15 protein-coding genes are annotated in these 10,587 nt (G+C 73.2%); 5 read left to right on the forward strand and 10 right to left on the reverse strand.

The window, feature by feature from the left end:
* Positions 1 to 43: 43 nt before the first annotated feature.
* A complete protein-coding gene (locus tag ABT238_RS15425) occupies positions 44 to 262 on the reverse strand; it encodes a hypothetical protein (RefSeq protein ID WP_350570175.1) in 219 nt (72 codons plus the stop codon).
* On the reverse strand, positions 213 to 986 hold the full coding sequence (locus ABT238_RS15430; RefSeq protein WP_350570217.1) for a DUF6338 family protein: 774 nt from the start codon (positions 984 to 986) through the stop codon (positions 213 to 215). Before ABT238_RS15430 ends, ABT238_RS15425 begins: the two co-directional genes overlap by 50 nt.
* A 220-nt stretch (positions 987 to 1,206) precedes the next feature.
* Between ABT238_RS15430 and ABT238_RS15435 the strand changes: the two genes are divergently transcribed.
* Both ABT238_RS15435 and ABT238_RS15440 read left to right on the forward strand, forming a co-directional pair.
* Positions 1,207 to 1,542 carry an alpha/beta hydrolase gene (locus ABT238_RS15435; protein WP_350570176.1) on the forward strand — a complete coding sequence of 112 codons (336 nt, stop codon included), beginning with the start codon at positions 1,207 to 1,209 and terminating at the stop codon, positions 1,540 to 1,542.
* Between the two features lie 433 nt (positions 1,543 to 1,975).
* Positions 1,976 to 2,344 carry a hypothetical protein gene (locus tag ABT238_RS15440; RefSeq protein WP_350758068.1) on the forward strand — a complete coding sequence of 123 codons (369 nt, stop codon included), beginning with the start codon at positions 1,976 to 1,978 and terminating at the stop codon, positions 2,342 to 2,344.
* Positions 2,345 to 2,428: 84 nt separating this feature from the next.
* On the opposite strand, the gene ABT238_RS15445 is transcribed toward ABT238_RS15440, so the two are convergent.
* Entirely contained in the window at positions 2,429 to 3,817 is a 1,389-nt protein-coding gene (locus ABT238_RS15445; RefSeq protein WP_350758086.1) for an NAD(P)-binding domain-containing protein, read from the reverse strand.
* Between the two features lie 144 nt (positions 3,818 to 3,961).
* On the opposite strand from ABT238_RS15445, the gene ABT238_RS15450 reads away from it, so the two are divergent.
* Together ABT238_RS15450 and ABT238_RS15455 are read left to right on the forward strand one after the other, a co-directional pair.
* A complete protein-coding gene (locus tag ABT238_RS15450) occupies positions 3,962 to 4,324 on the forward strand; it encodes an ArsR/SmtB family transcription factor (protein WP_350570181.1) in 363 nt (120 codons plus the stop codon).
* A 35-nt stretch (positions 4,325 to 4,359) separates the two neighbouring features.
* Entirely contained in the window at positions 4,360 to 4,863 is a 504-nt protein-coding gene (locus ABT238_RS15455) for a GNAT family N-acetyltransferase (protein WP_350570182.1), read from the forward strand.
* Positions 4,864 to 4,930: 67 nt separating this feature from the next.
* Here the strand turns inward: ABT238_RS15455 and ABT238_RS15460 are convergent, their stop codons facing one another.
* The 6 genes from ABT238_RS15460 to ABT238_RS15490 all read right to left on the reverse strand — a co-directional run bounded on the left by ABT238_RS15460 (position 4,931) and on the right by ABT238_RS15490 (position 9,430).
* Entirely contained in the window at positions 4,931 to 5,986 is a 1,056-nt protein-coding gene (locus ABT238_RS15460) for an ArsO family NAD(P)H-dependent flavin-containing monooxygenase (RefSeq protein ID WP_350758102.1), read from the reverse strand.
* 55 nt (positions 5,987 to 6,041) lie between these two features.
* Positions 6,042 to 7,148 (reverse strand): ACR3 family arsenite efflux transporter, encoded by a 1,107-nt coding sequence (gene arsB / locus ABT238_RS15465; RefSeq protein WP_350758108.1) that lies wholly within the window; start codon positions 7,146 to 7,148, stop codon positions 6,042 to 6,044.
* The gene (locus ABT238_RS15470; RefSeq protein WP_350570187.1) at positions 7,145 to 7,477 is read right to left on the reverse strand and encodes an ArsR/SmtB family transcription factor; all 333 of its coding nucleotides are present in this window, start codon (positions 7,475 to 7,477) and stop codon (positions 7,145 to 7,147) included. Before ABT238_RS15470 ends, arsB begins: the two co-directional genes overlap by 4 nt.
* Positions 7,455 to 7,763, reverse strand: a complete 309-nt coding sequence (locus ABT238_RS15475; protein ID WP_350758123.1) for a hypothetical protein — start codon at positions 7,761 to 7,763, stop codon at positions 7,455 to 7,457. The genes ABT238_RS15470 and ABT238_RS15475 overlap by 23 nt, the downstream gene beginning before the upstream one ends.
* A gap of 516 nt (positions 7,764 to 8,279) precedes the next feature.
* Complete coding sequence (locus ABT238_RS15485) at positions 8,280 to 8,657, reverse strand: nuclear transport factor 2 family protein (protein WP_350570189.1); 378 nt, start codon at positions 8,655 to 8,657, stop codon at positions 8,280 to 8,282.
* Between the two features lie 140 nt (positions 8,658 to 8,797).
* Positions 8,798 to 9,430 (reverse strand): class I SAM-dependent methyltransferase, encoded by a 633-nt coding sequence (locus ABT238_RS15490; RefSeq protein ID WP_350758132.1) that lies wholly within the window; start codon positions 9,428 to 9,430, stop codon positions 8,798 to 8,800.
* Positions 9,431 to 9,614: 184 nt separating this feature from the next.
* Here ABT238_RS15490 and ABT238_RS15495 point away from each other — a divergent pair, with 184 nt between their 5' ends.
* On the forward strand, positions 9,615 to 10,046 hold the full coding sequence (locus ABT238_RS15495; RefSeq protein WP_350570193.1) for an arsenate reductase ArsC: 432 nt from the start codon (positions 9,615 to 9,617) through the stop codon (positions 10,044 to 10,046).
* Between the two features lie 37 nt (positions 10,047 to 10,083).
* On the opposite strand, the gene ABT238_RS15500 is transcribed toward ABT238_RS15495, so the two are convergent.
* Complete coding sequence (locus ABT238_RS15500; RefSeq protein ID WP_350570194.1) at positions 10,084 to 10,461, reverse strand: cupin domain-containing protein; 378 nt, start codon at positions 10,459 to 10,461, stop codon at positions 10,084 to 10,086.
* Positions 10,462 to 10,587: the final 126 nt, after the last annotated feature.

Genomic DNA, 10,587 nt, shown 5'->3' on the forward strand with positions numbered 1-10,587 from the left:
CGGGGCGTGCGGGGCGTGCGGGGCGGGCCGGCGGTGCGCTCCGTCAGGACGCCTCCGGACCACCGGCCTCGGGCGCCGCGGACGGCTCGGCCTCGCTCTGCGCCGTGCCCGAGGCGCCCTCGGGGCCCTGCTCGGGCTCGGCCGAGCCCTTGCCGATCCGCAGGATCCGCCGGTCGCGGTACTCCTCGATCAGGCTCTCCACCGACTGGTCGTCACCGCCGCGCTCGCGCGGACCGCTCCGGCCGTCCCGTGCCGCTGCCATCACCCTGCTCCCTCCGCGTCACCGGTACCGGTGCCCGCTCCGTGTCGGGCGGTGCCAGCAGTTCCAGCACCTCCACCTCACTGCCCTTGACGTAGACCCCGGCGGTACCTGCCACCCGGCCGAGGAAGGTCCCGTCGCTGCCGAGCCGCCACTGCGATTCCAGGTAGATGTCCTGCTGCTGCGGGAATGCGGACACCGCCGACCGTGAACCCAGCCAGCCGCCCACCCACAGACCGCCCTTGAGCCGGATCCGCACGAAGCAGGGATCGCGGTCGACGAACAGGAAGTCCCAGGCCGTCGGAGTCGGCTCGTAGTGCGCCCGTTCGCGCCGGCGGCGCACCGCCGCCGCGCCCCAGGCCAGGCCGGACGGCACCACGACGACCAGCAGCAGCACCACGAACCCGGCCTGCCGCGGATGCCGCAGCACCCCGGCGAGCGGCCCACCGTCGCCCCTGCTCAGCAGCCGGGCCAGCCAGGGCCCCGCGACCACCGCGTAGACGGCGTCGAGGAGCCCGCTGATGGCGATCGCCCGCAGGGCCCGGTTCTGCGGCTCCTGCTCGGAGGCCTGCGGCCCGCGCAGCCGGTCGGCGACGGCCTGGTAGAAGATCCCGGGCAGTACCAGAGCCAGAAGGATGGCCAACTGCTGAACCGTGTTCGGAAGCACCCCGCCCCCTTCCCCGTCCGTGACGGCCGCGTCCACCACAGCACCGAAGCGCAGCCACACCCTAACCGAGCCACTCACCGATCTGGGCCGGATTCACCGGAGTTGACGGCCCGCCACGGGCGGCACGGTGATCCACATCCGTTCCGCCCGGCCCGCCGCCTCCGCGGGATCGCGAAGAGCGGGTACGGGTGGTCCTTCCGTGGGTTCCGTCGGGTGGTTCCCGGCCGCGTCCCGCCCGGTACGCGCGCCGCCGCCCCGCCCTGTGGCGCACGCTGCTTCCGTGACCGCGCCGGCACGGGCGCGGCGCGACCGGGAGGACGAACATGACACGCACCCGCGGACCGCGACCGGCCTCGGCAGCCTCCTGGTCTGCCTCGACTGGCCGCGCCGACCGGTCCCGCCGACGCCGCCGGACCACCTCAAGCTGCCCGACGTGCCGGTCCTGCTGCTCGGCGGCGACCGCGACCTCGCCACACCGTACGAACTGATGGACGAGTACAACGAGTTCGCGCACCACCCGCGGACCGTGATCGTCCCCGGGGCCGCCCACTCGGTGCAGAACCGGGCCGAGAACCCGGCCGGACGCCAGGCGGTCTTCGACTTCCTGCTGCGGTAGAGCAGGCCGGCGCTCTCGATGCCATGGCGCCGAGGGCCTGGTGCCCGTCGGAAGCAGCCCCGCGCCGGCCTGCTCGTGACGATCACCGGCCTGCTCGAAGCCGCCGCCACCCTCGTCCGGACCCCTCGGCACCACGAAACCGCCGGCCGTCCCGCATGACACGGCTTGCCACCGGCGGCCGGAACCGGAGCCGGTCCAGGCTCCCGTAGGACGTCCGGTCGATTGGTATAGACATATCCGATTGATCGGCCCATGATGGAGGCCACCTCCCGAGGACGCGGACACCCCCGTCGCAGTCCTCACCCGATGCCACCGCGTGACATCCGGCCGTGGTCGATCCCGCCCCCGGACGAATTCGCGGCCACGGCGCGCAGCCGCCGACGGCACCGCCCGGAGTCTGTGCCACCCCCCGCGCGCTCGGCAAGGAGCGACGATGACCATCAGCCACGACCACCCCGTCCGGACCCGGAGCGCCGCGGTCTACCTGCGCTGTTACCCGTACGACCACTGGAACATGGACGCGCACCGATGGGCTCTGGAGGACTACGCCCACCGCCTCGCCCTCGGAGTCCCCGAGCTCTACCTGGACAACGGCGCCTCCTCCAACGAGCTGCGTCCCCGGCTGCGCCTCCTGCTCGCCCGGGCCTCCAAGGGGCAGGTCGGCACCGTCCTGGTACCCGGTCCCTGGGTCTTCTCCCTGGACCGCACCACCGCCGGCGCCGTCGTGCAGTTCCTCCACGCGGCAGGCACCCAGGTCGTGGAGCTCCCCGGGCGCGGCCCCCGCGCCGGCGCCCTCCGCTGACAGCGGGCCCGCGCGGGGCGCGTCTTCCCGCCCGGCGCGGGCGGCGTCGAGCCGTCCGGGACCGGACGGTGCTCGCGGGGGTGGTCAGCATCCGCCGCCGGCGGGGGAGCACGAGGAACCGGGCGCGGTGGTGCCCAGGGCGATCAGCTGCGGCCCGGCCGGCGCCGTCGAGCAGCAGCCTCCGCCGCCCTGGGCGGCGTCCGGCTCGTCGAAGAGGCCGGCGCCGCCGCACACCCCGGTCTCGGGGAGGGTGAGTTCGACCCGGGCGGCGGCCTCGTGGTCCCCGGCGAGGGCGGCGGCGACGGAGCGGACCTGCTCGTAGCCGGTCATGGCGAGGAACGTCGGGGCGCGGCCGTAGCTCTTCATGCCGACGAGGTAGACGTCCTTCTCCGGGTGGGCGAGCTCGTTCGCGCCGTGCGGGTAGACGGTGCCGCAGGAGTGCTGGTTGGGGTCGATCAGCGGGGCGAGGGCGGTCGGGGCCTGGAGGCGCTCGTCGAGGCCGAGGCGGACCTCGGAGAGGAAGGAGAGGTCGGGGCGCAGGCCGGTGAGGACGACGACCCGGTCGACGGGCTCGCTGCGGCGTCCGTCCTCGGCGACCAGCACCAGCTGCTCGCGCCGCGCCTCGACGGCGGCGGTGCGGAAGCCGGTGAGCGCGGTGGCGTGGCCGTTCTCGACGGCGGCCCTGGCGCGCAGGCCGAGCGCGCCGCGGGCGGGGAGCTCGTCGGCCTCGCCGCCGCCGTACGTGCTGCCGGTGATGCCGCGCCGGAGCACCCACACGGCGTGCGTGCCGTCCGCCTCCTCGGCCAGGTCCGCCAGCTGGGCGAGGGCGGTGAAGGCGGAGGCGCCGGTGCCGACGACCGCGGTGCGCCCGCCCGCGAACCGGGCGCGGACGGCCGGGTCCCGGAGGTCCGGGATGCGGTAGGAGATCCGGTCGCCGGCCGCGCGCTCGCCGAGGGCGGGCAGGCCGTTCGCGCCCAGCGGGTTCGGGGTGGACCAGGTGCCCGAGGCGTCCACCACCGCGCGGGCCAGGACACGCTCCTCCCGGCCGTCCGTGAACTCGACGTGGACGGTGAAGGGCTGCTCCTCGCGACCGGAGTCGACGATCCGGTCCCGTCCGGCACGCGCGATCCCGGTCACCGCCGCTCCGTACCGGACGCGCTCACCGAGGGTGTCGGCGAGCGGCTGGAGGTAGCGCTCCACCCAGTCGCCGCCGGACGGGTAGGCGGCGCCCTCGGGGCGGATCCAGCCGGTCGGGGCGAGCAGCTTCTCGGCGGCCGGGTCGACGACCTCCGCCCACGGCGAGAAGAGCCGCACGTGCGCCCACCCGCGCACCGCCGTGCCGGCCGACGGGCCCGCCTCCAGGACCAGCGGCTCGATGCCGCGCTCCAGCAGGCGGGCGGCGGCGGCCAGACCGATCGGCCCGGCGCCGACCACGACGACGGGGAGGGGCTGCCCGGTGGCGGAGGCGTTCACGGGGATCTCCTTTGCTTCGATATGGGTCGATGAGGTGCTGCGGCTCCAGCATCGCAGCTGCTTCGATGAATATCAACATAGACATTCATCGAATCAATGGCCGTGGGGATCGGCGCTTGATTTGACGTATGTCAACATAGATGCATGTCGAACACGAAGGCGCTGCCCGTCCTTGAGCCCGAGGCCGTCGTGCCGTGCTGCCCGCCGCTGACCGACGCGTCGCTGTCCGAGGAGGACGCGGTGCGGATGGCGGCGATGTTCAAGGCGCTCGGCGACCCGGTGCGGCTGCGGCTGTTCTCCCGGGTCGCCTCGCACGAGGGCGGGGAGGCGTGCGTGTGCGACATCCAGGACGTCGGTGTCTCCCAGCCCACGGTCTCCCACCACCTCAAGAAGCTGCGCGAGGCCGGCCTGCTCACCTCCGAGCGGCGCGGGACCTGGGTCTACTACCGCGTCGAGCCCTCCGTGCTGGCCGCCATGGCCGGCATGCTGAGCGGCGTCGCCCGCTGACCCGGCCACCCCCCGATCCCCAGGAGCAGTCGCACATGTCCACTCCCGCCGTCACCGTCGCGCCGATGGCCGCGGTCCACGCGGAGCAGGTCCTCGGGATCTACCAGGCCGGCATCGACGGCGGGAACGCCACGTTCGAGACCAGGGCACCCAGCTGGGAGCACTTCGACGGGGCCAGGCTGACGGATCACCGCTTCGTCGCCCTCGACGGGGCCGGCCGGGTGCTCGGCTGGGTGGCGGTCGGTGCGGTCTCCGACCGCTGCGCGTACGCCGGGGTGGTCGAGCACTCCGTCTACGTCCACCCCGACGCCCGGGGGCGCGGTGTCGCCCGCATGCTCCTGGAGGCGCTGATCGCTTCGACGGAGGCGGCCGGGATATGGACGATCCAGTCCGGTGTCTTCCCCGAGAACGCGGCCAGCCTCGCCGTCCACGCCAGGGCGGGCTTCCGGGTGATCGGTACCCGCGAGCGCATCGCCCGCCACCACGGCACCTGGCGCGACACCGTCCTGATCGAGCGCCGCAGCCCGGCCGTCGTCTGACTGCACGGGGGTCGCGGGGCGGTTCCCTCGACCGCGTCCTTCCGGCGCCCGCCGCCCCGGCGTCCGGTCAGTTCAGGAGGCCGGTGATCTCCGCGACGGCCTGGCGGGCGGTGCGTCCGACGCCGATGAGGGTGGCGGACGCGGGGCCGGTCCAGTCGCCGTAGCCGAGGAGGTGGATGCGCGGGTCGGAGACGGCCCGGGTGCCGGTGGTGGCGATCCGGCCGCGTGCCCCGGTGCGCAGGGCCAGTGGGGCGAGGTGGGCGAGGGCGGGGCGGAAGCCGGTGCACCAGACGATGGCGTCGGCCGGCCACGGTTCGCCGTCCGCCCAGCGCGGGCCGGCGGGGGTGAGGGCGGTGAACATGCGGTGGTCGGTGAGGAGTCCGGCGCGGCGGGCGGCGCGGACCGGTTCGGTGGCGACGATGTCGCCGAGGTCGGAGATGCGCGGGCCGCCGTCCTGGACGCGGCGGGTGGCGATCTCGAACAGGGCGCGGCCGTCGATCTCGTCGGGCAGCAGGCGGGCGGGGCGGCGGGTGACCCAGCGGACGGCGGCCGCGTGTCCGACGAGATCGGCGGCGATCTGGGCGCCGGAGTTGCCGCCGCCCACGACGACGACCCTCCGCCCGGTGAAGTCGGTGGCCCGGTGGTAGCCGGTGGTGTGGAGTTGGCGCCCGGTGAACAGTTCCCGGCCCGGGACGGCGGGGACGAAGGGGCGGGTCCACGAGCCGGTGGCGCTGACCAGCGCGCGGGCGTGCCAATCGCCCTCGTCGGTGCGGACGAGCAGGCCGCCGTCGCCGGCGTTCGTCACCGAGGCGACGCCGACCGGGCGGTGGACGGGGAGTTCGTAGCGCTTCTCGTACTCCGCCAGGTACTCGGCGACGTGCTCGGCGTCCGGCCACTCGGTGCCGGCCTGACCCGGCATCGGGCGGCCGGGGAGTGAGGAATAGGCGGCGGGGGAGAACAGCCGGAGGCTTTCCCAGTAGTGCTGCCACGCGCCACCGGGCGCCGGGGCGGCGTCCAGGATCGCGAAGTCGAGCCTGGCGCGCCGCAGGTGGTAGCCGGCGGCGAGCCCCGCCTGGCCGCCGCCGATCACGAGGACCTGGACGCGGTGTTCGGCGGCCGTCACCGGTCGGCTCCCGCCGGGAGCGGGCGGCCGGGTCGGCAGCGGGCGGGGCGGTCCATCAGGACTGCTCCGCCGGGCCGGTGCCGGGGGCGGTGAACCTCTCGCGCCGGGCGAGCGAGACGTGGACGAGGCCGATGAGGACGGGGACCTCGATGAGGGGGCCGACGACGCCGGACAGGGCCTGGCCGGAGGTGACGCCGAAGGTGGCGATGGCGACGGCGATGGCGAGCTCGAAGTTGTTGCCGGCGGCCGTGAACGCCAGGGTGGCGGTGCGGTCGTAGGCGAGGCCGATGGCCCTGCCGAGGGCGAAGGTGCCGAACCACATGATCGCGAAGTAGGCGAGCAGCGGAAGGGCGATGCGGGCGACGTCGCCGGGCCGGTCGGTGATGGTCCTGCCCTGGAGGGCGAAGAGGATCACGATCGTGAACAGCAGCCCGTACAGCGCCCAGGGGCCGATCCCCGGCAGGAACCTCTGCTCGTAGGTCTCGCGGCCGAGCCTCTTCTCGCCGAGGCGGCGGGTGAGGAAGCCGGCGACGAGCGGGATGCCGAGGAAGATCAGCACGTTGACGACGATCTTCGTGACGGAGAAGTGCAGGTCGTCCTGGGCGAGGCCGAGCCAGCCGGGCAGGATGTCGAGGTAGAACCAGCCGAGCAGGCCGAACGCGACGACCTGGAACACGGAGTTGAGGGCGACCAGGACGGCGGCGGCCTCGCGGTCGCCGCAGGCGAGGTCGTTCCAGATGATGACCATGGCGATGCAGCGGGCGAGTCCGACGATGATCAGGCCGGTGCGGTACTCGGGAAGGTCGGGCAGGAAGATCCACGCCAGTGCGAACATCACGGCGGGGCCGAGCACCCAGTTGATCACCAGGGACGAGGCCATCAGCTTCCGGTCGCCGGTGACGGTGTGCAGCCGGTCGTAGCGGACCTTCGCGAGCACCGGGTACATCATGATCAGCAGGCCGACGGCGATGGGCAGGGACACGCCCCCGACCTCGACCTCGGCGAGGGTGTCGTTCAGGCCGGGGACCAGGCGGCCGAGGCCGATGCCCAGGGCCATGGCGATCAGGATCCACACCGCGAGGAACCGGTCCAGGAAGGAGAGCCTGCCGACCGGTCCGGACTCGGGCGGTCCGGGGGGTGCGGTGGTCTCGGCCGAGGTCACGGGCAGGCCCTTTTCGTGTCGGCGCACGCGGTGGCGCGGGCGGTGGAGGCGAGGTCGCCGAGGAAACCGGCAAGGCTGTCCAGGGCGTCGGGGCGGAGCTTGTAGTAGGTGAACCGGCCGCAGGGCTCGGTGTCGACCAGTCCGGCCTCACGCAGGATCTTGAGGTGGTTGGACAGGTTGGTCTGCCGGGCGCCGGTCTCCTCGACCAGGTGGGTCGTGCACAGCGCCTCGCGGGCGAGCAGCGTGAGGATGCGCATCCTCAGCGGGTCGGCCACGGCTTTCAGCACGTCCACCGCGCTGGTCGCATCACTCTCTGCTGACATCACCATGCGGTGATACGCTAGTCGATGTCGACGGCGGTTCCAAGCCCGCCGGCCGGACGGCCGGGTCGACCGGGAGTCGGTGGCGGATCACCGGGGCCGGCGGCACCCGCGGGGCGTACCCCGTCTGGGCGGCCAGCTGGAAGGCGAGGATCTGGACCGAGCCGACGAAGAGCAGCGGCCGCATCGGGAGCAGCAGCAGCACGAGGACCCAGGCCACCACGCACATCGGCATGCACCTGCCGACGGCATCGGCCAGGTGGAGCGTGATCCGCACCTGGCGAATCACCTTCATGGCCCGGGCTGTCGACTGTGCCCGAGGGTCCGTCACTCCGGTGGTGCGACCGGATCGGATGCCCGACTGCCGCGCACGGCCGGCGCGACGTCCGGTGGCGCCGCGCACCGAACGGGGGCGGAACGGGGATGCTCCGGCGGTCGCGGCCGCGCTCCGGATTCCGCTTCCGGCGCGCCCCCAGGGCACAAGCGGACGAGCACGCTCGGCCACGGCGGCCACTTGCCCGCCCCGTCTGACCGGATTGCGGCACAAGCCGTCGCGCCTTCCGAACGGCCGCATTCCGCGCCCGATGTGACTGTGTGTATCCATTGCCGGCTCTCGGCATGGGCCCCCGACCGGCATGGGTCCCTAGTGATCCGACCACATGCGTTCGCCGGGTTGCTGGGCGGCCACGGTGTTCGCGGTGCCCTTGCGTGGGCGGTTGATGTCCCACAGGGTGTCGTCGCCGACCGGGCGGCAGCCGTGGAAGTAGGTGGCGCCATGGGTGCGGTGGTAGGTCGCCGGCAGCCGAAGGACTCAGGAGGCGGACGGCTCGATCTCCCCCGCGAAGACGATGACCTGGTCGATGAGGTTCCGCCGCAGATGGACGACGTCCGTTCCCGACAGGCGGGGGCCTCCATCCGGCGTCGTGAAGATCCACTGGTACCGGGCCCACTCGTCCGGCATGTCCACCGCCGAACAGCGCGCCATCGTGCCGGTCCCCGCGGGATGGCGCCGGATGTCCAGCACGAACCGCTCGACCGCCTCGATCCCCTCGGTGCGGCCCAACGGCCCCCAGAAGACCACGTCCGAGGTGAGGGCCTGGGAGAGCAGCGCAGTGACATAGCTGTCGTCCGAGGCGTTGAACGCCGAGATGAACGTGTCGATCGCGGACTGCGCGGTCTCTTCCTGCATGCACCATTCATACCAGTTGCCTCGCGGACCGCGCTCGTCCCGTGAACCGTCGCCCGACCGTGGTGAACCATCCCGGTCGCAGCACCAGGGGCCGTCTTCAAGCCCCGTCGTCCGCCCGGCAGGCCGGGGTTGAAGACCTCCTAGGCGCGGCTCAGGATCCAGACGCCGTAGGCGTCGTTCGCGGGGTGCAGCTGGTAGGTGCCCGCCCGCAGGTCGACGCGCAGGCCGGCGGCGGTCAGGTCCGCCTCGAACTCCGCCGGGGTGCAGGTCCGGGCGTGCGGCGGCGGGTCCTGCAGGTGGAAGCCGACCAGGATCCGACCGTTCTCGCCGAGCACGTCGCGCATCGCGCCCAGTGCCCTGCGCTCCGTGCCCTCGGCCAGGTAGACGATCACGTTGCCCACGCAGACGACCAGGTCGAACGGGCCGTCGTCGGGGCCGAGGTCGAGGATGTCCCGTTCCTCGATCGGCAGCCCGGGGTAGGTCTGCCGGGCCTGCCGGACCAGGGCCCCGTCGGGCTCGATCGCGACCACGTCGTGCCCTCGCCGCAGGAGTGCCGCGGTGACCCGGCCCATGCCGGCGCCGGCGTCCAGCACCCGGGCGCCGCGCGGCAGGAGCGTGTCGGCGAGGCGGGCCTCGCCGTCGACGTCCTCGCCGGCGGAGATGAGTTCCGCGAACCGCTTGCCGAAGCTCCCGCTCTGCCCGGCCTCCTGCCAGCGGGTTCGCCGCGTCGTCACCGGTATGGGTTCTGCGTGCGGCAGCGTGATCCTGTCCATGTCCTGAATCCTATGGCGACGACGTCGGCGCCGGTCGTGGCCGCTGCGCCCGCCCATTGCCCGCTTTACATATCACTGTCGACTGACATCATCGTGTGGTGATACGTTTGCCGATGTCGTCGGCCGCTCCGGGCCGACCGCCGAATCCAGGTCGTGCGGCACCCCGTCTCCGAGGAAGAGCGAGATGACCACCTCCCCCGTAGCCTCCGTGCTGTTCGTCTGCGTCCACAACGCCGGCCGCTCCCAGATGGCCGCCGGCTTCCTCGGCCACCTCGCGGGCGGCCGCGTCGAGGTCCGCTCCGCCGGCTCCATGCCCGGCGACCAGGTCAACCCGTCCGCCGTCGCCGCCATGGCCGAGATCGGCATCGACATCTCGGAGCAGAAGCCGAAGATCCTCACCGCCGAGGCCGTCCAGGCGTCCGACTACGTCATCACCATGGGCTGTGGCGACGCCTGCCCGTACTTCCCCGGCACGACGTACCTCGACTGGACGCTGGAGGACCCGGCCGGCCAGGGCGTCGAGGCCGTCCGCCCGATCCGCGACGAGATCAAGACCCTCGTCGAGAACCTGATCGCCGAGATCGACGCCAAGGCCGCCGCGCGGCGGGAGAGCTGACGGCCGGGGTGGCCGATCCGAGGGCCTGGGGTCCAGGCTAGCCCTCGGGGTAGAAGACGAAGAGGGTGCAGCCCGCCGTCGTCTGCGGGATGTGGGAGGAGCCGGCGGGGGCGTGGATGAACGATCCCGCGGGGTAGTCGCGTTCGCCGTCGTTGAAGACGCCGGAGACCACGAAGACCTCCTCCGGGCCCGGATCGTGGACGTCGACGCCCTCCCAGCGCGTGTGCGGATCCATTTCCAGCACGTGCGCCTTCGCTCCGTCCGGGCCGCTCCACAGCGGTCGCAGCCGGATGCCGGGGAAGAGTTCGCGTGTGGGCGCGTCGTGTACGGCGCACCACACGTAGCCGGGCGGCTGTCCGCTCGTGCGCCCGGTCGTGTCCGCTGCCTGCGCCGTCCGTGAGTGCTCGGTCGTCATGGGGCAAGCCTCGTCGTCCGCGCGGTCCCGTCCCAGTGTCCCGATTGACGTTCCGGGGTACTTTTCTGCCAGCCATCGGGTGGCGGGGATCCCGGGCGACGGCGACGGCGGCAGGACCCCGGCCGT

Origin of the sequence: Kitasatospora sp. NPDC001527, from assembly GCF_040298605.1 — a bacterium.
GTDB lineage: Bacteria > Actinomycetota > Actinomycetes > Streptomycetales > Streptomycetaceae > Kitasatospora.